Here is an 18990-nt window from a genome sequence, read left to right on the forward strand (position 1 = left end):
CTCCGTTGACAGGTTCCGAAAACGCCGGTGGGCAGGCGATACGGATGGAGGGAAGCCAGGCCGTTACGCGTCGTACAACTCGACGACCTGGTTGTACAGCTCGACCTCTTGGGTCAGGGTCTCCTCGAAGCCGTCCGGACCCTGGAAGCCGTCACGCAGGTAGAGGAGCGTCTCCTGCTCGAGCTCCTGGTAGGCGTCGCTTTGCATGGCCTCCTCGATCAGGTCGGCCCAGAACTGCTTGGCCGCGTCGTCCGTGCCCGAGCGCACGTTGAAGCCACGCGAGACGCCGTAGGTGACGTCCCAGCCCTTCTCGCCCGCGGCGGCGACGTCCGGGAACTCGTCGAGGCGCTCCTCGACGCCGACCAGCACGAGGTTGATGTCGCCCGCCTCGTACTGCTCTTGCAGTTCCTGGATCTCGCCGAACGCGGCGTCAGTCTCGCCGGAGATGACGTCGGTCCGCATCCGACCCGCGTCCTGGTAGGTCGTGATGTTGGTGTTGTCGAGGATGCCAGCCGCATCGGCCCACAGCACGGAGAACGCCGCGCCGGTGATGCCACCGACCGCGCCGATGGACACCGTGTTGCCGTTGTTGGCCTTCTCGACGATGGAGTCGATGCTGTCGTGTTCCGCGCCGTCGCGGCCGCTGGTGTAGATCCAGGACGTGTCGTTCTGGACCCGGCAGACGAAGCCCCAGTCGTCGAGGGTGAAGTCGGCCTGTCCCGTCGCGATGTGCGGCGAGATGGAGTTCGTGCTCGGGAAGAGCGTGTAGCCGTCCGCCGGCTGGTTCAGGACGCGCTGTGCGGCGTTCAGACCGCCCGCACCCGTGATGTTCTCGAAGGTGAAGGAGGCGTTGATGCCGTTCTCGGACATGATCTCCTCGGCCGGGTTGAGGACACCGCGGGACATCGTGTCGGTCCCACCACCGGCACCCCACGGGATGATGACGCGGACGTTGCGGTCCGGCCGCCACGAGGAGTCGGTGAAGCCGACGCTGTCGCCGCCGTCGCCGCCGTCGCCGCCGTCGCCGCCGTCGCCGCCGTCGCCGCCGTCGCCCCCGCCGCCCCCGCCGGAACAACCGGCGAGACCGACGATACCTGCTGTACCTGCTGCCTTCAGCATCTGCCGTCTGTCCAGATCGTTAGGTCGCATAGACATCAGTACACACCGAGGAGGGTGTCATAGAACTCTTCTCACACCGTGATGATTGTGCTTCCCGGATTGTCTCCGCGTTCGTAGTTGGTGATTGCGACGACGAGGCGCAGACACAACGCGAGGAACACCTGCGCTCGTGCATGGACGCGGCCTCGGGCGTGCGTTCGCCCGAGGCCGCAGCCCTTGACTGATTCGTTGGTTCGTTCGACGCCACTCCGGCGGTTGTACGTCTCGTCTAGCGTTGATTGCTTCAGCTGAACGTCGTTGCTGTGTTTTTCAATGCGGTCTTCTACCCTGTACTCGATATCTTTCGGGTCGTCGGTGTTTCGTGGATTGTACGGAGCGACTGGCACGACCCCTGCGGCCAGCAGGTGGTCGTGCCAGTCGAGCGTGTCGTAGGCACTGTCTCCAAGCATCCACATCGGTTTCCCGACGGCGAGCGCGTCACGCGTGACGCGCATCGCCGTCTCTTCTGGTGCTTGTTTGCTCTCGGTGAACTCGGCTGCAATCGGGATCTTTTGCCCGGTTGAGACGATCGTGCAGCCGTAGCCGTAGTAGTACTCGTCATCGGTTGGATCATAGCACTTCGATGCGTCTGGATCGGCGGGCATCGCTCTCACGTCGGTTGAATCGATAGAATACGTCAAGTCGAGCAGGCCCCGCAAGGCGGCCTGCTCGACGAGATGGTCGAAGACCCGGTCAACAACGTGCTCAAGATCAGTGAGGAATCGATCGACCGCGTCTCTCGACGGCGGTCGATCGAAGCTACAGCTGAGCCAGACAACGGTGTTGTTCAGTTCTCGTGCAACCGGACGGATACCGTAGATGTTCTTGTAATAGCAATGGAGAAAGCCACGCATCATCTCGGGCGGCTCAAGATCTCGTGTTCGCCCCGTCTCCGCCGGGGCGAACACGTCGAACCCTTCAAGAAACTCGAAGGAGAGGTGCTCGAACAACGCCAACGTCTCCGTTTCCACGGCATTGAAGAACGATTCTACCGAAGGATCATCTTGCAGGGTCGCTGAACTCATTCCACCTCAGCGTTCACCCTGCTCTTTGGTATGCGAACTGTTCTATGACACCCTCACCGAGTGGTATTATAAATAATTTATCTTGCGGTATATGGCCGGATGAATGTGTACAGTTGACAATGATCAAAACAATTATATCGTATTTTTTTACCCTAAACGTGCCCGTATGATAGGTGTAAATATCGAAAAATGGACGTATTGCAGATTCGAAAGTGGAGAGGAATCGGGGGATGTACCGCTGACGGGCGGAGTCGGAATCGAGTTCGTGGGGAGTAGACCGGCGTCGATCACACCACGCGGCGACCGCTCAGCCGCCGTCCGCTCTGGTCCCGTCGGCCTCGGGGGTCGCGTAGGTGCGCCGGAGGTACTCGACGACCGAGTCGACGGTGTCGGAGTCGTAGGTCCAGAACCCGTAGAACGACCCGGGTTGGCGCTCCTCGGCCAGCAACGCGCATTTCGTCTCCTCGACGCCGCCGCCGTCGTAGGCGACGAACCACGTGTCGTGGACTTCGGTCGCCGTCGAGAGGTGGAGGGTCGGTCCCGTTGGACGATGGATCGCCTCCTCGTCGGGGTGTGCGTAGACGTAGACGTCGAGACCGCCACGCTCCGCGAGGTGGTCGTACACGTCGGCTTGGGACGCAAAGCGGGAGTAGGTCTGGAACCCGGCGTGGAGTTCGCCGGACGCTCCCCGCCAGGCGCGGTCCTCGATCTCCTTCGAGGCCGCGACCATCCGCTCCGTGTCGTACGAGGTGAACAGCGTCTCGTCGAGTTCGTCGAGGACGGGATCGTACGTCTCGCGGGTGAAGTCGGGTTCGACCCCGCGGTTCGTGGCGAGGACGTCGCTCACGTCGATGGCCGTGAGGAAGTCGTCCCCGTGGCTCAACACGGCGTAGTTCCGGGGGCCGGCAGCGTGTTCCGCCTCCCGGATGTCGAGGTTCCGGTCGGCGAAGTGCTCGCGGAGCGTCGCCGTCACGCCCGCCTCCGGGTTGAACACCGTCAGCGTCTTCTTCTCGTCTTCGACCGCGGCGATGAACTCGAACAGCCCCATTCGGGCGTGTAGACGGGCGGCCGCTATTTGTGCTTTTATGCCGTCACGGTGATCTGCCGCCCCGACACGCCCCTTTTGTGCGACCACGGCGTACGCCCGACGACCGATGACCGTCACCACGCTCCACCGACCCGCCCACCGGGACGCCCTGACCCACCTCGACGACGCGTTCCAGCGGGGCGACCTGATCACGGTGTTCGGTCGCTGTTCGGTCGAGTACGACGGGCGGGCGGCGAGCAGCCTCGGTCCCGGGGACCGGCTCCTCGTGCTCAAACCCGACGGGTCGGCACTCGTCCACACCGACGAGGGGCGCACGCCGGTGAACTGGCAACCGCCGGGCTGTGACCACTTCGCCAGCGTCCGCGACGGGCGACTTCGCGTGCGGAGCGTGCGGCGGTCGCCCGAGGAACTCCTCGACGTGCGCTTCGACCGTGTCCACCACCTCGTGACCTACGACGTGACCGACCCCGGCGACTTGGACCTGCGGGGGAGCGAGGCGGACCTCAAAGAGCACGTCCTCGCCCACCCGGACCGGATCGAACCGGGGTTCGAACCGCTGGCGACCGAGCGCGAGACGGCGGCCGGGCCGATGGACGTCTTCGGCGAGGACGCCGACGGGCGCCCCGTCGTCGTCGAACTGAAGCGACGGCGGGTCGGGCCGGACGCGGTGGGGCAGCTCCGGCGGTACGTCGACGCCCTGGGTCGGGAGCTCGGCGACGACGAGGTCCGGGGGGTGCTGGTCGCCCCGTCGGTCACCGACCGCGCGGCGACGCTTCTGGACCGCGAGGGGCTCGAATTCGCACCACTCGACCCCGAGACCGGACGGCCGCCCGACGACGGGGCGTGAGACGGGGCGTCAACTCTGCACCATCCCCCGCGTTTAACACGGCTCTGGGCGGAACGTTGGACGGATGGATCTACACCACCGGACGATTCGACAGGACGTTCGCGAACTCGGCGAACTCCTCGGCGACGTACTGGAGGCACAGTCCTCGACGGCGGCGTTCGAGACCGTCGAGGGGCTGCGCGAGGCGGCCATCGACTACCGCGACGGGACGGCCGACTCGCGGGACGACCTCCACGCGACCCTCGACGGCCTCGACGCCGACCTCGAGGGCGCGACTGCGCGGGCGTTCACCGCGTACTTCGAACTCATCAACCTCGCGGAGGAACGCGAGCGGGTCCGCGACATTCGGCGCGACGCCCAGGAGGGGCGACTCGACGACAGTCAGACGGCGACGGTCGACTCGCTTGTCGACTCCGACGCCGACGCCGAGACGGTGCAGCGAGTGCTCGACGACGTCCTCATCGAACCGACGTTCACCGCCCACCCGACCGAGGCGCGCCGGAAGACGATCAAAGCGAAGCTCCGGACGATCACGACGCTCCTCGAATCCCTCGACGAACGCCGGTTGACCGACGCCGAGCGCCGGCGGGCGTGGGGGCAACTGGAGGCGGAGACGACGGGACTGTGGCAGACCCCACAGGTACGGGACCGGGCGCCCGAACCCGAGGACGAGGCCCGCAACGTCCAGTGGTACCTCGAGAACACGCTGTTCGACGTGGTCGGTGACGTCTACGCCAACTTGGAGGAGACCCTCGCCAACACCTACCCCTCCGTCGACGTGCCGAAACTGTTCGAGTTCCGCTCGTGGGCGGGGAGCGACCGCGACGGCAACCCGGCCGTGACCGTCGACGTGACGAGCGACACCTTGGAGCGCCAGCGGTCGGTCGTCCTCTCGAAGTACCGCGACGAACTGAAACGGCTCTCGGGCATCCTCAGTCAGGACGCCGCGTGGATCACGCCCGGCGAGCGGTTCGAGAGGGCCCTGCTCGACGACCGGGAGCGCCTCCCGGACGTGGCGAGCGAGGCCGAGGAGCGGTATCCCCACGAGTTCTACCGACAGAAACTCCGCTTGATGCGCGAGCGACTCGAACGGGTCGGCGACGTCCGCCCCGGAGGGTACGACGACGCCGACGAACTGCTCGACGACCTCGAGGCCATCGACGAGAGCCTGCGCCTCAACGACGCCGAGTCCATCGCGGACACCTACGTCGCGCCGTTGCTCCGGAAAGTCGACACGTTCGGCTTCGCGCTCGCCAGCCTCGACCTCCGCGACCACCGGGAGAACCACACCGAGGCGGTCGGCGAGTTGCTGGAGGCCCAAGGTGTCGCGTACCGCGACCGAGACGAGGCCGGGCGGGTCGAGGTCCTCACCGACGCCATCCTGCAGGACGCGCCGGTCGTCGACCTGTCCGACCCGGGCGACGTGGGCGAGACGACCGCCCGGGTGTGTGCACGCTTCGAGGCCCTCCGGGAGTGGCAACGGGAGTACGGCGCCGACGCCATCGACACCTACTGCATCAGCATGACCGAGGAGCCCAGCCACGTCCTCGAGGTGCTCTTCCTGGCCGACCAGGTCGACGTCGTCGACCTCCCGGAGTACAGCGGCCTCGACGTGGTCCCCCTGCTCGAGACCGAGAGCGCCCTCGACGGCGCGCACCGCATCATGGGGACGCTGTTCGAGAACGAGGCGTACGCGGCGGCGCTCGACTGCCGGGACACCACTCAGGAGATCATGCTGGGGTACTCCGACTCGAACAAGGAGAACGGCTTTCTCGCCGCCAACTGGGACCTCTACCGCAATCAGCGCCGCCTCGCCCGCATCACCGACGAGTTCGACGTGCAGATGCGTCTGTTCCACGGCCGTGGCGGGTCCATCTCGCGGGGCGGCGGTCCGATGCACGAGGCGATGCTCGCTCTCCCCATCGAGACGGTCACCGGCGAGATCAAGTTCACCGAACAGGGGGAGGCCATCGCGGAGAAGTACGGCAACCCCCGAATCGCCGAGCGCAACCTCGAACGCATGCTCGACGCGCAGATGCGCGCGCGCCACCAGTCGATGGTCGGTCCGGTCAAGGAGACGCCCGACGCCTGGACCGAGGCGATGGAGACGATGGCGACCGCGGCCCGCGAGGAGTACCGCGACCTGCTCGCCGCCGAGGGGTTCATCCCCTTCTTCGAGACGGCGACGCCGATCACCGTCATCGAGGATCTCAACCTGGGGTCGCGCCCGGCCTCGCGCTCCGACGAGCGGAGCGTCGAGGACCTCCGCGCCATCCCGTGGGTGTTCTCGTGGACGCAGTCGCGGTGCATCCTCCCCGGGTGGTACGGGGTGGCGACCGGGGTCGACGCCTACCTCGACGACGGCGGGTCGATCGACACCCTCCGGACGATGTACGAGCGGTGGCCCTTCTTCCGGACCACCCTCGACAACGCGGCACAGGCGATGGCGCGGACGGACATGGAGGTCGCCGAGGCGTACGCCGCCCTCGCGCCCGCCGACCTCCGCGACCGCTTCGTCCCACGGCTCCGTGACGAACACGACCGCGGCGTCGAGGCCGTCCTCGCGATCACGGAGCGTGACGGCCTCCTCCGGCGCGACTGGTTCCGGGAGAGCCTCGACCGGCGCAACCCCTACGTCGACCCGCTACACTTCCTGCAGATACGGTTGCTGGGCCGCGACGATCGGACGCCCTCCGAGGAGCGGACCCTCCGCCTGACGGTCAAGGGGATCGCGGCGGGGATGAAGAACACGGGGTGACGCAGCCACCGAGACGGCCGACCTCGGTCCGCTGACCCCGCAGTACGGCATCGAAGGGTTTATTCACCGCCTCGGCTTCGGCTTTGACAAGTAACCATGTCCGACAAACCCGCCTCCATGTACCGGGAGATCGACAAGCCATCGTACACGCGACGCGAGTACATCACGGGCATCCCGGGGTCGAAGATCGCACAGCACAACATGGGTAACCTCCAGACCGGGCCCGAGGACTACCCCGTCCACATCAGCCTCGAAGTCGAGGAGGAGTGCCAGCTCCGCCACGGCGCGCTCGAAGCCTCGCGCCTGTCGGCCAACCGCCGCCTCCTGAAGGAGGTCGGGCAGGAGAACTACAAGATGGTGCTCCGGAAGTTCCCCCACGAGGTCATCCGGGAGAACAAGCAGGCCACGGGGGCGGGCGCGGACCGCGTCTCCGACGGGATGCGGCAGGCGTTCGGCAAGCCGGTCGGGACGGCCGCCCGCATCGACGCCGACGAGACGATCTTCACCTGCTACTGCGATCCCGAGGACGCCGACACGGTCAAGGACGCCTTCCGCCGTTCGTACAACAAGATTTCGCCGCCGTGCCGCGTCGTCGTCGAACGGGGCGAACAGTTGCTGGTCGCGTAGCGACCCTCGGCATCGACGCCGCGGGATAGCGGCGACGTCGAGTCGCGGTGCTGCCGTCGGACGCGGCGTCTGCGAGGTCGGTCCGAGCGGAAGGCTTTTTTCTCGACGTGATGCATCGGTCGAGCATGGCAAAGCCCTCCACGTTCGGCTCGGGGCCCACCCCCTACGACATCTCCACGGTCGAGCTCGACGACGACCGCTACGAGGTCAAGCAGTCGGCGATCCGAAACAAGTACGTCGTCCGCGACAGCGCCGGTGACGTCGTCCTCCGCGGGAAGCAGAAACTGTTCAAGATGAAAGAGGAGTTCCCGTTCGTCACCGGCGACGGCGAGGACGCGTTCACGGTGAAGGCGGGCGGCGTCTTGGACATCGCGGGGAACTACGCCATCACGGACGCGGGCACCGGCGAGGAGGTCGTCGTCCTCGACGAGGACTTCTCGCTGTTCGTGGAGAACTGGACGATCCGGGACCCCGAGACGGGGGAAGCGCTTGCGACCATCCGTTCGAAGAACAAACTCCTCTCGGCGCTCCGGCATCTCGTCTCCGTCGCGAACCTCGTTCCGAACAAGTACGAGATATTCGACGGGAACGGCGATCACGTTGGCGACATCGAGGGGCAGTTCTCGCTTCGGGACACCTACACGGTCAGCATCGACGACGCCAGTAACGTCCCGAAGGAGGCGGTGGTCGCCGCCGCGTGCATCCTCGACGCCCTCGAAAACCAGTAGCCCCGTCCCCGTCGACCGAACGTACAAACCGCCGCCGTTCGTACGGTGGGTATGGCATCACTCGCCGACGAACCCTGCGAGGCGTGTACGAGCGACGACGACCCGCTGACCGCCGACGAGTACGAGACGTACCTCGGTGATCTCCGCGAGGACTGGGAGGTCGTCGACGATCACCACCTGCGGGCCGACTACGAGTTCGAGGACTTCCGTGACGCTTTGGAGTTCACCTACGAGATCGGCGAACTCGCCGAGGAGGAGTGGCACCACCCCGACATCGCGCTCGCGTGGGGGGAGGTTCAGGTGGAGATGTGGACCCACAAGATCGACGGCCTCCACAAGACCGACTTCGTGATGGCCGCGCGGATGGATCGCATCTACGAGGCGTACGATCCGGAGGCGTAGACGGACGTCGCCCACGCGCCAAGCCAAGCCCTTATGCGTCCGACGACACAGAATCCGGCATGGCAATCACTGCTGGCGACGCGGTCACCATCGCGTACACCGGTCGCCTCGACGACGGAACTGTCTTCGACACCACCGACGAGTCGGTCGCCGAGGCGGAGGGACTCCTCGAACAACAGCCCGAACGCGAGTTCGAGCCGCTGACGGTCGAAGTCGGCGAGGGAAACCTCATCGAGGGGCTGGAAGAGGGGCTGCTCGGCCTCGAAGCCGGCGCGTCCGAGACGGTCACGGTTCCCCCCGAGGAGGCCTACGGCGAAGCCGCGGGCGACCAAACACGGGAGTTCGACGCCGAGGAGTTCGAGGAGATGATCGGGCAGGAACCCGCCGAGGGAATGCAGGTGCAGGCCCAGGGCGGCGCGGTCGGCACCGTCGTCGGTATCGAGGGCGACACCGTTCACGTCGACTTCGAACATCCGTTGGCGGGCGAGACGCTGACGTTCGACATCGACGTGCTGGACGTCGAGTGAGGCCGACCCACCGTGGCGTTGATAGGCGTCCCCGTCCTCGGTTCGTGGCGTGAGCGAGACGCCGACCATCCACACGCTCGACGACGCGACGGTCCGCCGAATCGCCGCCGGCGAGGTGGTCGAGCGCCCCGCCAGCGTCGTGAAGGAACTCCTCGAGAACAGCCTCGACGCGGACGCCTCGCGCGTGACCGTCGCCGTCGACGGCGGCGGGATCGAGGGGATCCGCGTCCGCGACGACGGCGTGGGGATGACGGCCGCGGATCTGGACCGCGCGGTCGAGGAACACACGACGAGCAAGATAGACGACGCCGACGACTTGGAAGCCGTGGGGAGCCTGGGTTTTCGGGGCGAGGCGCTCCACACCATCGGTGCGGTGTCGCGGCTGACGATCCGCTCTCGACCGCGTGATGGCGGTCCGGGTCACGAACTCGCCGTCGAGGGCGGCGACGCCGGCGACGTCGAACCCTCGGGCTGTCCACCCGGGACGGTCGTCGAGGTGGAGGATCTGTTCTACAACACGCCGGCCCGGAAGAAGTTTCTCAAGACGGAATCGACGGAGTTCGACCACGTCAACCGCGTGGTCACGCAGTACGCCCTCGCCAACCCGGACGTGGCGACGACGCTCGAACACGACGGCCGCGAGGTGTTCGCCACCGAGGGGTCGGGCGCCCTCGAATCGGCCGTCCTCGCGGTCTACGGCCGAGAAGTGGCGTCGTCGATGGTCGAGGTGGGAGAGAGCGGAGCCGCGGCCGACGACCCCGTCGACGCGGTGTCGGGACTGGTGAGCCACCCCGAAACGACACGGGCCGGGCGGGAGTACCTCTCGACGTTCGTCAACGGTCGCTACGTCACCGCCGGGGTCCTCCGCGAGGCGGTCCTCGACGCCTACGGCGACCAACTCGCGCCGGACCGCTACCCCTTCGCCGTCCTCTTCGTCGAGGTGCCGCCCGACGCCGTCGACGTGAACGTCCACCCCCGGAAGATGGAGGTCCGCTTCGACCGGGAGGAGGACGTCGCCGACGCCGTTCGCCAGGCGGTCCGGTCGGCGCTCTTGGAGCACGGACTCGTCCGGTCGGGCGCCCCCCGCGGGCGGTCCGCGCCCGCCGAGACGGCGATCAGTCCCGAGTCACCCCAGCGGGAGGTCGCGGGGGGCGAGGCGGTCGACGCCGCCGACGACGGGAGTAGAGACGGTGCGGACGACGGGCCCGTGGGGGGGGACGACGACACGTCCGCGACGCCGACGGACTCACGGACGCGCGAGCCGACACTCGACGAGGCGACGGCGGGACGGGAGACATCGGCCGGATCGGGAGCGACGACGGGGACCGGATCGGCACGCGACGACCCGGCGGGCGGGGGGCCGTCCGTCGGCGACGACGGCGGCGACGCCGAACGTGGCGTCGCGGCCGACGAGACTCGGACGCCCGGGTCGGAGGCACACGGGGACCGCTGGGGCGTCGTCGCGCCGAGCGACCAGCGGACGCTCGACGGCGAGTCGGCCGCGACCGACCGCGAGTTCGACCGCCTGCCCGCGATGCGTGTGCTCGGACAGTACGACGAGACGTACCTCGTCGCCGAAACCGACGAGGGGTTGGTCCTGATCGACCAGCACGCGGCGGACGAGCGGATCAACTACGAGCGCTTGCGCGCGGAGACGAGCGCCGGGACGCCGACCCAGGCGCTGGCCGAACCGGTCGAACTCGAACTCACGGCGCGGGAAGCGGAACTGTTCGACCGCTTTCGCGACGCGCTGGCGGAACTGGGCTTTCACGCCGACCGCGCCGGCGACCGGACCGTCGAGGTGCGGACGGTGCCGACGGCACTTGACACCGCGCTCGACCCGTCGCTCCTCCGCGACGCGCTGACGGGATTCCCCGACGGGACGGACGGCGAGACGGTCGACGCGGTGGCCGACGCCCTGCTCGCGGACCTGGCGTGTTACCCCTCGATCACGGGGAACACGTCGCTCACGGAGGGGTCGGTCGTCGACCTGCTCTCCGCGCTCGACGACTGCGAGAACCCGTGGGCGTGTCCCCACGGCCGCCCGGTCGTCGTCGCGTTCGACCACGGGGAGATCACCGACCGATTCGAGCGGGACTACCCGGGACACGCCGGTCGGCGACGCGAGTGAGGACGCACCTTTTTGCCTCGACCGGACGAACGAGACCCGTGACCGATCTCGTAACCGCCGGCGAAGCGGCCCTACGGTTCTCGCCGCCACAGGGCGAACGCATCGAAACCGCGAGTGACTTCGCGGCCCACGTCGGCGGCCCGGAGAGCAACGTCGCCGTCGCTGCGGCGACCCTCGGATTGGACGCCGCGTGGCTGTCGAAACTCCCGGACTCCGCGCTCGGACGGCGGATCGTCGGCGACCTGCGCCGGGGCGGGGTCCGGACCGGCGTGGTGTGGGCCGAGACCGGGCGGGCGTCGACGGCCTTCGTCGAACGCAGCGGGCGGGGGAACGGGACGGTCGTCGCGGACCGCGACGACGCGGTCGTCACCACGATGACGCCCGACGACCTGCCACTGGGCGTGGTTCGCGAGGCCGAGACGCTGTTCGTCAGCGGAGCGACGCCGGCCCGATCGGAGACGTTACTGGAGACGACGGCGGCGCTTCTGGAGGTGGCGACGGAAGCCGGCACGACGTGTGCGTTCGATACGCGGTTCGAGGCGACGGGCCTCGATCCGGACACGGCCCGGGAACTGTACGACCGCCTCCTCGACGCCGTCGACGTGTTGTTCGTCGACGAGGCGGACGCCGAGGCGGTGTTCGACCTCGACGGCGAGGTGGTGCCGGCGGCCCACAGTCTCCGGACGCGGTACGACTGCCAGGCGGTTGTCGTCACACGCGAGGGCCGAGGTCCCGCGATCGGTCTGCAGGGTGAGGAGATCTACGAGGTCCCGGCGTTCGAGACGGAGACGCGCGATCCGTCCGGGACTCACGACGCCTTCGTCGGAGGGGTGCTCTCCGGGAGACACCGCGGCGGCGGGATGAAGGAGGCGCTGACCGAAGGGGCGGCGACGGCGGCGCTCAAGCGGACGGTCGTCGGCGACGTCGTCGTCGGCTCCCGGGCGGACGTCGAAGCGATTCGGGACGGCTGAAAGGAGTGGAATGGGCCGAAAGGGAGGTAGTCCGGTGTCGCCCAACCGGGGCGACCGGACGACACCGAACGGAAACGTCGGTTGGGGAGACGTCGCGGGGACCGACGCCATCGGAACGGGGAGTCCGGACGGCGTCGGCGTTCGGAGCGAGGAGCGGGGGAAACATAAATCTACCAATGAGTCAGATTCGTATTTCAGTCACCCGCAGGGGGGTCAGTTGCGCCGGTTCCGGTCGTCGAGGTGCCGCGGTCCCACACCACCTCGAACCCGATCCGGCGACCCTGCTGCGTCATCGTCATCCCGACGAGTTCGAGGCTGGCGGTCGCTCCGCCGAGGGTGGTCGTGATGTACGTCCGTGCGGCCTGCTGAGCGGCCGGTGCCGTCGCCATCTCACCGACGGCTTCGACGGTCGGTGGCAAAATCTCGTTTCGCGGGGAGGCCGGCCGCGGCACTCGGTCTACCGCGCCGAGCGGAGCGAGGCGCGGTTGCACTACTGGCGAACGGAGTGAGCCAGCAGGAGTGTTTCCCCACGTCTTTGCAAAGAGTGGTTCCCGCAGCGAGCCGACGGCTCGCGAGGAAACCCGACGCGGCGAAAAGTGGGAGCAATGCCGCCTCCCCGATTTGAACTCGCCGAGACGGTCCGGGGTGCTCGCTTCGCTGCGCTCCCGGGCTGCGACTCGTCTGCTCAAATCGGGTCGGCGTCGTTTTCTCGACGGTTCGCTACGCTCACCGTCTCGAAATATGCCGCCTCCCCGATTTGAACGGGGGACAGCTCGATCTTCAGTCGAGTGCTCTCCCAGTCTGAGCTAAGGCGGCGCAGTTCCGACCAGGGGGAAAGCGGGCAAAAGGATTTCGAAACACGGCGACCCCGTGCCGACACACCGGGCGTCGCCTACGATCCGAGGAGGTCGTCGACCAGCGCCTCGGGATCGAACGGGTCGAGGTCGTCGTATCCCTGTCCGGTACCGAGGAAGAGGACGGGCTTGCCGGTGACGTAGGCCACCGAGATGGCCGCACCACCCTGCGAGTCGGCATCGGCCTTGGTCAACACCGCACCGTCGATTTCGGCGGCGTCGTCGAACTGCTGGGCGCGCTCGACGGCGTCCTGTCCGGCGACGGCTTCGTCGACGAACAGCGTGAGGTCGGGGTCGACCACGCGGTCGATCTTCTCCAGTTGGGCCATCAGGTCGCTTGAGGTGTGGAGGCGACCGGCGGTGTCGCCGAGCACCACGTCGACGTCGTTTGCCTCGGCGTACTCGACGCCGTCGTAGACGACGGCGGCGGGGTCGCCCCCCTGTTCGTGGGCGATCAGGCGCTTTCCCAGCGCCTCGGCGTGTTCGCGGATCTGCTCGTTCGCGCCCGCGCGATAGGTGTCGCCGTTGGCGAGCACCGAGGAGTACCCCCGCTCGTCGAGGTAGCGCGCCATCTTGGCGATGGTCGTGGTCTTGCCGACGCCGTTGACGCCGGTGAAGACGATGGTGACCGGCTTCTCGGCCGTGGCGATGCGCTCCTCGAAGTCGAACTGGCCGACGCTGATGACAGAGAGGAGGGCGTCCCGGAGGGCGTCCTCGACGAGGTCGCCCGTGCTCGCCATCTGGGATTTGGTCTCGCCGATCAGGTTCGAGCGAAGGTCGTCGAGGATGGCCTCGGCAACTCCCATCTCCACGTCGCTCTCGAGCAACGCCATCTCGAGGTTCCAGAGGGGGTCCTCCAGATCCTCCTCCTCGAGGACGACCTTGCCGGTGGCGAAGGCCTTCGCGCGCTGGAGGCGACCGGGGCCGTCGTCGGCGTCGTCGCCCTCCGGATCGGCGGTCGGAGCCGGTGACTCGTTGGGAGCGTCCTCGGAGGGTGCGTCGGCGTCGGCCTCTCCCTCCGCGTCCTCGACCTCTCCCTCCGCGTCGGCGGCCTCCTCCTCGACGTCGCTCCGGAAGCTGTCCAGCTTGTCCTTCAGTCCGTCGAACATCGCCGCTACTCGTCGTTACCCTGCTGTTGTTGCATCTGCTGCATCTGCTGTTGTTGCATCTGCTGTTGCATCTGCTGGGCCTGCTCCTCGAGTTCGGCGCTCTCGGACTCGAGTTCGTCGATTTCCGCTTGGACGTCGTCGATCCGGTCGTCGAGGATGTCGCGCTTGCGTTCGAGGGCCTCGACCGCGTCGCCCTGGTTCTGTTCGGCCGCGTAGCCGCCGCCCAGGTCGACGATCACCTCGTCGATGTCCTGCACTTCGGCCCGGAGGTACGCGCCGCCGCCGAGGGGCACCTGCACCGTCGATCCGCTGTCGAGCGTCTCGATCGCCTCGACCGCCTCGTCGATGTCGCTCTGTCGATCGCGGAGATCCTGAATCTCGTCTTCCAGCTCGGTGATCTCCTCGTCGATGGCCTCGATCTCCTGGGAGAGCTGCTGAAGTTGCTGCTGACCGCCACCCATCATTCCGCGGTCACCTCCGCGATGTCGACCTGCGTGCGCTTGAGACCGTGCTCGCTCCCGAGTTGGGAGAGGACGTGCTCGCGCGCGACGTTCTCGTTGGGGGCGTCGATCGCCTTCTCGAAGTCCCGGTGGCCGATACGGTCCTGAAAGCGTCCGCTGACGACGAACTGACTCATGTACTTTAGCGACGAGAGGAAGCGGGAAGTATCTTCCTACTGCGGGTCGATGTAGCCGAGCGTCTCCTCGATGCGGCCAAGCTCCGGCCCGGTGGTGTCCGGGCCGACGACGTAGCCGGTGTCGTTGGCGACGAGGCCGGAGCCGACCAGCGGCGCGCCGTAATTGATGGTGCCGATGTCGGCCCGCACGTCGAGGGTCTCCTCGACGGCCTCCAGTTCCGGCTCGCGGGATTTCGGGTGACAGAGGACGCCTTCGTTGGTCGCGACGGCCGCAGTACCGACCGTGTGGACGTCGGCGAGGCCACCGCGTTCGACGGGGACGTCGAGCGCCGAGCCGACCGTCTGGACGGCCTCGCGGTCGAGGTCCGGGTGGACGTACGCGCCGTAGTCGTTGGCGAGGACGACGTTACCGGCGGCGTTGATGCGACCGGGAAGCTCCGTCACCTCGCGGCCGGTCGCCTCCTCGATGGTCGATATCTCGCGGTCGGTCACCCGACTCGAAACCAGGAGCCCCTCCTCGTTGCCCGCCGTGAGCGCACCGACCGTACCGGAGCCACCGACGGTGGTCGTCACTGGCTCGACGTCGAGTTCCGCCGCGATGTCCGCGACGGTGTCGGCGTCGGCGTCGGGGCGCACGAGCAGGTGGTCGTTCGTCGTCCGGGCGAAGACGCCGACGTACGACGATCCGGCGAAGGAGGCGCGTAACACGCTAGTCGGCGAGTTCGGCTTCGACGATCGGTTCGCCGTCCTCGACGAAGCGGGCGGCGCGAACCCGAAGCTTGCTCGGCGGGTTGTTCCGACCCTGCTCCCAGATAGCCTCGTTGATGCCCGGATCGAGGCGGACCTCGCTCTCCTCGACGTTGAAGTGTTTCGCGAGGTGCTGGCGGACCTCCTTCATCGCGCGGTCGGCGCGCTCGTTGGACGGAGCGGCCTTCGCGTCGCGGAGCGGGACGGTGACGACGCGCTCCTCGAAGTCGTTGGCGCTCATCTATTCGTCCGTGTCGTTCCGACGCCAGTTGCGTCGCTTGGGGTTGCGCGTGACCTGTCGGTCGGTCTTGAGCATGACCCACGCGGGGACGCGGCTGTTCTGGTTCTCCAGTTTGGCGAGTCGCTTCTTTTTCGCCTTCGATTTCTTGCCCATAGTGCCCTCCACTACCCAGTCGCCGCATAAAATCTTGTTCTTTCGGGCGTCGCGAGGCCGAGCGGTCGCCGGAGGCGTCGGATCGGATCAGGCACCGCCGAACGGGTCCGCGAAGTCGTTCCACGAAGTAGCGGACGAAGTTGCCGTAGGTGCGGTCGCCGGGGTGGTCGGCCACCTATTCGTAGCGGACGGTTCCGTCGGCGTCGACGACGTACGTCGCGGCGACGACACAGACGACTCGAGCGGGTAGGGACGTGATTCGATATATCGTCATATGATTTATCGGGAGGGGATCAGGGGATCACTCGCATCGAATCCGGACCGTGGGCGCTCCACCGCCTGCGGAGCCGAGCCCCGGCGACCTGGGGCGCCACTGCCGACGCTCGAAGGGCCGGCGACGGACCGAGCATCGACACGCCCGGTGCGGACCGAGGATCGGCGACCGAGGCAGTGATAAATTGTATATCGCGATACCGAATTCGGTGCCGCTCATCCGATGTTGCAGCGTTCCCGGCTACCGAGGATACAGCGCGGGTCGAACGTCCGACAAAGTTTACTATGGACCACATCCGAAAGACGGACGAGACGTCGCGAACCGCCGTTCCGAAACAGGAGCCAAAAATGCCGGAACACGATCTGCCGCCCGTCGACCGAACCATCGCCAAACAACTGATAGCGTTCGTTTTGGACACGTCCAGCCTGAGTGAAGAACGGATTGCTGCACTGAACGAGGGGCTGGAACGTTTCCGAGACGAGATGGAAGAGTTAGTTGAGGAATATACAGCCCTCGAGGGTTTAGAGATAGCGGTCGTGTCTTTCGGTGGAAGCGTGACGGTCGAACGGGAGTTCACACCCATCGAAAACTGGACCCCACCGACGCTAACGACGGGGAGTGGTAGTCCCATGGGGGCGGCGATAATGGAGACGTGCAGGATGATAGAAGATCGCAAAGAAGCATACAGAGCCAGCGGCACGGCCTACCACATGCCCGAAGTCTGGCTAGTGACCGGTTCGACCCCGACGGACATGACCGAAGGGGACGAGACGTGGGACCGAGTCACGAGAACGCTGGAAAGGGGAGTGTCCGACGATCACATTCTATTCGTTCCGGCCGGTATCAGTGGGACCGGTTTGGAGGAGTGTGCTCGGCTGTTCCCCGAAACGGGCCTCCCGCTGTTCGAACTCGAGGACCGAGAACGCATGTTTCGGGACTATTTCGAACTCGTTGCCGAGAGCCCTCAGAGGGACTACATCTACACTTCACCGACACAAGGCATCGCCTTCGTCCAACTGATCGAGGACTCCGTGGCACTGTCGGTTGTCGACTAGCTACTCGAGCACACGACCGAGAGGGAGCGAGCGTCGTTCAGAGCGGAACCCGCGCGACGGTGTCGTACTCGGGGCCGTCCGGGGTGAGCGTGCTCTCGGTGAGGCGAATTTCGGTCACGTCGACGCTCCCGACCGTCGGGTCGGCCTCCCGGACGAGTCGCTGGACCGCCCGCTTCCCGCGGGCGTCGTCCATCCGGGCGAGGGTGACGTGTGGGGTGAACTCGTGGTCAGCGGGATCGAACCCGAGTGCCGTCGTCTCCCGTTCGACCGCCTCGTGGAGGCGCGTGAGTTCCGGACCGCCCGCCTCGACGCCCGCCCAGACGACGCTGATGTACGTCATCGAGGGGAAGACGCCGTAACCACCGACCGTGAGTCGGAACGGATCGACGCCGGCGTCGTCGACGGCGGTCGCGAGGGCGCGTTCGACCGCGTCACACCGGTCGGGGTCGACCTCGCCGAGGAACTCGAGGGTGACGTGGGCGTCGGTGGGGTCGACGAGGCGAAGCCCGTCGGCGTCGGGGAGTCGGGCCTGTGCGTCCGCGATCGGGTCGGCCAGTCCGTCGAGGTCGACGCTGACGAACAGTCGCATACCGACCGTCGGATCGCCCGAATCATAAACTGCCGCCCCGCCCGGTGACGCAGGCCTTAACCCACCAGCCGCCCAAGTCGAGAGCATGGAAGACGACCGTCCGCACCGCTTCTCGGAGGGCCAAGGGTTCGACGAGGAGTACGAGGAGTTCTCGCTCGATCCACCGGAACTGTCCGTCGATCCCGGGGAGGTCGACCCCGTCGATTCGCGGGTGTTGACCGACCTGCTCGACGAGCGAGACGTGGGGAGCGACCAGGTCGACGCCGAACAGTTGCTCGACGTCGGTCTCTCCTACATGGGGATCAACCGGTTCGAAGAGGCGACCGAGACGTTCGAACGGGCCGCCGAGTTCGCCGAGGACGACCTGGTGCGACAGGAGGCGTGGGTGAACAAGGGGGCCGCCCACGCCCAACTCGAGGAGTACGACGCCGCCGTCGGCGCCTACGAGGAGGCCCTGTCGATCGACGAGGACTCCGAACACGCCGCCTCGGCGCACACCAACCTCGCGTACGCGCTCTGGGAGTGGGGGCGTACGGAGCAGGCGCTCAACCACGCCGAGCGCGCGGTGGAGGTCGACTCCCGCTTCGCGGAGGGGTGGTACAACCGGGGCTTCTTCCTCGCCGAGCGTGGCCTCTACGAGGATGCGGTGAACGCCCTCGACAACGCCATCCGACTGGGGATGCGCACCGGACCGGTGCTGGAGGAGAAGGCACGGGCGCTGGAGGAACTGGGCCAAGAGGAGGAGGCCGAGCGGACCCAAGAGCGGGCGGCGGAACTCCGCGAGGAGGCCGAGCGCGAACTGATCGAGGAAGGGTAGATGCTGCTCCGGGAGCGCGAGACGCCGGAGGGACTGCTGGTGGCCGTCTGCGACGAGGAGTGTCTCGGTGAGACCTACGAACACGAGGCGGGGTCGCTGACCGTGACCGAGGAGTTCTACGGCGGGAGCGAGGCCGACGCCGACGACGTGGTCGACGCGCTGACCCGCGCGTCGGTCGCGAACCTCGTCGGCGACCGCTGTGTCGGCGTCGCCGTCGGTGCGGGTCTCGTCGACCAAGAACGGATCCTCCACTTGGACGGCACGCGCCACGCCCAACTGCTCTGGCTGTAGC

At 67.1% G+C, this 18990-nt stretch carries 22 protein-coding genes and 1 tRNA gene; 11 read left to right on the forward strand and 12 right to left on the reverse strand.

What is annotated here, in order from left to right:
* Nucleotides 1–63: 63 nt before the first annotated feature.
* The 3 genes from NBT81_RS16615 to NBT81_RS16625 form a co-directional block, all read right to left on the reverse strand.
* The gene (locus NBT81_RS16615; RefSeq protein ID WP_338740006.1) at nt 64–1149 is read right to left on the reverse strand and encodes a tripartite tricarboxylate transporter substrate-binding protein; all 1086 of its coding nucleotides are present in this window, start codon (nt 1147–1149) and stop codon (nt 64–66) included.
* Nucleotides 1150–1190: 41 nt separating this feature from the next.
* Complete coding sequence (locus tag NBT81_RS16620; RefSeq protein ID WP_338738304.1) at nt 1191–2183, reverse strand: transposase; 993 nt, start codon at nt 2181–2183, stop codon at nt 1191–1193.
* Between the two features lie 307 nt (nt 2184–2490).
* Entirely contained in the window at nt 2491–3231 is a 741-nt protein-coding gene (locus NBT81_RS16625) for a DICT sensory domain-containing protein (RefSeq protein ID WP_338740008.1), read from the reverse strand.
* Nucleotides 3232–3337: 106 nt separating this feature from the next.
* Here NBT81_RS16625 and nucS point away from each other — a divergent pair, with 106 nt between their 5' ends.
* From nucS to NBT81_RS16665, 8 genes are all read left to right on the forward strand, one after another.
* Complete coding sequence (gene nucS, locus NBT81_RS16630) at nt 3338–4078, forward strand: endonuclease NucS (protein WP_338740009.1); 741 nt, start codon at nt 3338–3340, stop codon at nt 4076–4078.
* Between the two features lie 64 nt (nt 4079–4142).
* Complete coding sequence (ppc, locus tag NBT81_RS16635; protein WP_338740010.1) at nt 4143–6836, forward strand: phosphoenolpyruvate carboxylase; 2694 nt, start codon at nt 4143–4145, stop codon at nt 6834–6836.
* A 96-nt stretch (nt 6837–6932) separates the two neighbouring features.
* Complete coding sequence (locus NBT81_RS16640) at nt 6933–7463, forward strand: 50S ribosomal protein L16 (RefSeq protein ID WP_338740012.1); 531 nt, start codon at nt 6933–6935, stop codon at nt 7461–7463.
* Nucleotides 7464–7588: 125 nt separating this feature from the next.
* The gene (locus tag NBT81_RS16645) at nt 7589–8191 is read left to right on the forward strand and encodes a hypothetical protein (RefSeq protein ID WP_338740013.1); all 603 of its coding nucleotides are present in this window, start codon (nt 7589–7591) and stop codon (nt 8189–8191) included.
* A gap of 51 nt (nt 8192–8242) precedes the next feature.
* A complete protein-coding gene (locus NBT81_RS16650) occupies nt 8243–8593 on the forward strand; it encodes a 4a-hydroxytetrahydrobiopterin dehydratase (RefSeq protein WP_338740014.1) in 351 nt (116 codons plus the stop codon).
* A gap of 59 nt (nt 8594–8652) precedes the next feature.
* Complete coding sequence (locus tag NBT81_RS16655; protein WP_338740015.1) at nt 8653–9120, forward strand: FKBP-type peptidyl-prolyl cis-trans isomerase; 468 nt, start codon at nt 8653–8655, stop codon at nt 9118–9120.
* Nucleotides 9121–9169: 49 nt separating this feature from the next.
* On the forward strand, nt 9170–11251 hold the full coding sequence (gene mutL / locus NBT81_RS16660) for a DNA mismatch repair endonuclease MutL (RefSeq protein ID WP_338740016.1): 2082 nt from the start codon (nt 9170–9172) through the stop codon (nt 11249–11251).
* Nucleotides 11252–11289: 38 nt separating this feature from the next.
* On the forward strand, nt 11290–12222 hold the full coding sequence (locus NBT81_RS16665; protein WP_338740017.1) for a sugar kinase: 933 nt from the start codon (nt 11290–11292) through the stop codon (nt 12220–12222).
* Between the two features lie 194 nt (nt 12223–12416).
* Here the strand turns inward: NBT81_RS16665 and NBT81_RS16670 are convergent, their stop codons facing one another.
* The 8 genes from NBT81_RS16670 to NBT81_RS16705 all read right to left on the reverse strand — a co-directional run bounded on the left by NBT81_RS16670 (nt 12417) and on the right by NBT81_RS16705 (nt 15963).
* Nucleotides 12417–12611, reverse strand: a complete 195-nt coding sequence (locus NBT81_RS16670; RefSeq protein WP_338740018.1) for a hypothetical protein — start codon at nt 12609–12611, stop codon at nt 12417–12419.
* A gap of 353 nt (nt 12612–12964) precedes the next feature.
* Nucleotides 12965–13038, reverse strand: a tRNA-Phe gene (locus NBT81_RS16675).
* Nucleotides 13039–13114: 76 nt separating this feature from the next.
* The gene (gene ftsY, locus NBT81_RS16680; protein ID WP_338740019.1) at nt 13115–14185 is read right to left on the reverse strand and encodes a signal recognition particle-docking protein FtsY; all 1071 of its coding nucleotides are present in this window, start codon (nt 14183–14185) and stop codon (nt 13115–13117) included.
* Between the two features lie 5 nt (nt 14186–14190).
* Nucleotides 14191–14646 (reverse strand): prefoldin subunit alpha, encoded by a 456-nt coding sequence (gene pfdA, locus NBT81_RS16685; RefSeq protein ID WP_338740020.1) that lies wholly within the window; start codon nt 14644–14646, stop codon nt 14191–14193.
* Nucleotides 14646–14822 carry a 50S ribosomal protein L18Ae gene (gene rpl18a / locus NBT81_RS16690; protein ID WP_338740021.1) on the reverse strand — a complete coding sequence of 59 codons (177 nt, stop codon included), beginning with the start codon at nt 14820–14822 and terminating at the stop codon, nt 14646–14648. Before rpl18a ends, pfdA begins: the two co-directional genes overlap by 1 nt.
* Nucleotides 14823–14858: 36 nt before the next feature.
* A complete protein-coding gene (locus NBT81_RS16695) occupies nt 14859–15530 on the reverse strand; it encodes a translation initiation factor IF-6 (protein WP_338740022.1) in 672 nt (223 codons plus the stop codon).
* A gap of 1 nt (nt 15531) precedes the next feature.
* Entirely contained in the window at nt 15532–15810 is a 279-nt protein-coding gene (locus tag NBT81_RS16700; RefSeq protein WP_338740023.1) for a 50S ribosomal protein L31e, read from the reverse strand.
* Nucleotides 15811–15963 carry a 50S ribosomal protein L39e gene (locus NBT81_RS16705; protein ID WP_049937522.1) on the reverse strand — a complete coding sequence of 51 codons (153 nt, stop codon included), beginning with the start codon at nt 15961–15963 and terminating at the stop codon, nt 15811–15813.
* Between the two features lie 558 nt (nt 15964–16521).
* Between NBT81_RS16705 and NBT81_RS16710 the strand changes: the two genes are divergently transcribed.
* A complete protein-coding gene (locus tag NBT81_RS16710) occupies nt 16522–17292 on the forward strand; it encodes a hypothetical protein (protein ID WP_338740025.1) in 771 nt (256 codons plus the stop codon).
* A 37-nt stretch (nt 17293–17329) separates the two neighbouring features.
* Here NBT81_RS16710 and thpR read toward each other — a convergent pair whose 3' ends face one another.
* On the reverse strand, nt 17330–17881 hold the full coding sequence (thpR, locus tag NBT81_RS16715) for an RNA 2',3'-cyclic phosphodiesterase (RefSeq protein ID WP_338740027.1): 552 nt from the start codon (nt 17879–17881) through the stop codon (nt 17330–17332).
* Nucleotides 17882–17966: 85 nt separating this feature from the next.
* Here thpR and NBT81_RS16720 point away from each other — a divergent pair, with 85 nt between their 5' ends.
* Nucleotides 17967–18698 carry a tetratricopeptide repeat protein gene (locus NBT81_RS16720; RefSeq protein ID WP_338740028.1) on the forward strand — a complete coding sequence of 244 codons (732 nt, stop codon included), beginning with the start codon at nt 17967–17969 and terminating at the stop codon, nt 18696–18698.
* Nucleotides 18699–18989 carry a DUF424 domain-containing protein gene (locus NBT81_RS16725; RefSeq protein ID WP_338740029.1) on the forward strand — a complete coding sequence of 97 codons (291 nt, stop codon included), beginning with the start codon at nt 18699–18701 and terminating at the stop codon, nt 18987–18989.
* The last annotated feature ends 1 nt before the right edge of the window (nt 18990 follow it).

This window comes from Haloplanus sp. CK5-1 (assembly GCF_037201915.1).
Classification (GTDB): Archaea; Halobacteriota; Halobacteria; order Halobacteriales; family Haloferacaceae; genus Haloplanus; species Haloplanus salilacus.

Bases quoted from the DNA above. Each gene is read 5' to 3' on its own strand.
- ppc (WP_338740010.1), top strand. From the start codon at position 4,143: ATGGATCTACACCACCGGACGATTCGACAGGACGTTCGCGAACTCGGC.
- NBT81_RS16655 (WP_338740015.1), top strand. From the start codon at position 8,653: ATGGCAATCACTGCTGGCGACGCGGTCACCATCGCGTACACCGGTCGC.
- NBT81_RS16720 (WP_338740028.1), top strand. From the start codon at position 17,967: ATGGAAGACGACCGTCCGCACCGCTTCTCGGAGGGCCAAGGGTTCGAC.
- nucS (WP_338740009.1), top strand. From the start codon at position 3,338: ATGACCGTCACCACGCTCCACCGACCCGCCCACCGGGACGCCCTGACC.
- NBT81_RS16705 (WP_049937522.1), bottom strand. From the start codon at position 15,963: ATGGGCAAGAAATCGAAGGCGAAAAAGAAGCGACTCGCCAAACTGGAG.
- NBT81_RS16670 (WP_338740018.1), bottom strand. From the start codon at position 12,611: ATGGCGACGGCACCGGCCGCTCAGCAGGCCGCACGGACGTACATCACG.
- NBT81_RS16650 (WP_338740014.1), top strand. From the start codon at position 8,243: ATGGCATCACTCGCCGACGAACCCTGCGAGGCGTGTACGAGCGACGAC.
- rpl18a (WP_338740021.1), bottom strand. From the start codon at position 14,822: ATGAGTCAGTTCGTCGTCAGCGGACGCTTTCAGGACCGTATCGGCCAC.
- thpR (WP_338740027.1), bottom strand. From the start codon at position 17,881: ATGCGACTGTTCGTCAGCGTCGACCTCGACGGACTGGCCGACCCGATC.
- NBT81_RS16645 (WP_338740013.1), top strand. From the start codon at position 7,589: ATGGCAAAGCCCTCCACGTTCGGCTCGGGGCCCACCCCCTACGACATC.
- NBT81_RS16725 (WP_338740029.1), top strand. From the start codon at position 18,699: ATGCTGCTCCGGGAGCGCGAGACGCCGGAGGGACTGCTGGTGGCCGTC.
- NBT81_RS16615 (WP_338740006.1), bottom strand. From the start codon at position 1,149: ATGCGACCTAACGATCTGGACAGACGGCAGATGCTGAAGGCAGCAGGT.
- NBT81_RS16625 (WP_338740008.1), bottom strand. From the start codon at position 3,231: ATGGGGCTGTTCGAGTTCATCGCCGCGGTCGAAGACGAGAAGAAGACG.
- ftsY (WP_338740019.1), bottom strand. From the start codon at position 14,185: ATGTTCGACGGACTGAAGGACAAGCTGGACAGCTTCCGGAGCGACGTC.
- NBT81_RS16710 (WP_338740025.1), top strand. From the start codon at position 16,522: ATGGACCACATCCGAAAGACGGACGAGACGTCGCGAACCGCCGTTCCG.
- NBT81_RS16640 (WP_338740012.1), top strand. From the start codon at position 6,933: ATGTCCGACAAACCCGCCTCCATGTACCGGGAGATCGACAAGCCATCG.
- NBT81_RS16620 (WP_338738304.1), bottom strand. From the start codon at position 2,183: ATGAGTTCAGCGACCCTGCAAGATGATCCTTCGGTAGAATCGTTCTTC.
- pfdA (WP_338740020.1), bottom strand. From the start codon at position 14,646: ATGGGTGGCGGTCAGCAGCAACTTCAGCAGCTCTCCCAGGAGATCGAG.
- NBT81_RS16700 (WP_338740023.1), bottom strand. From the start codon at position 15,810: ATGAGCGCCAACGACTTCGAGGAGCGCGTCGTCACCGTCCCGCTCCGC.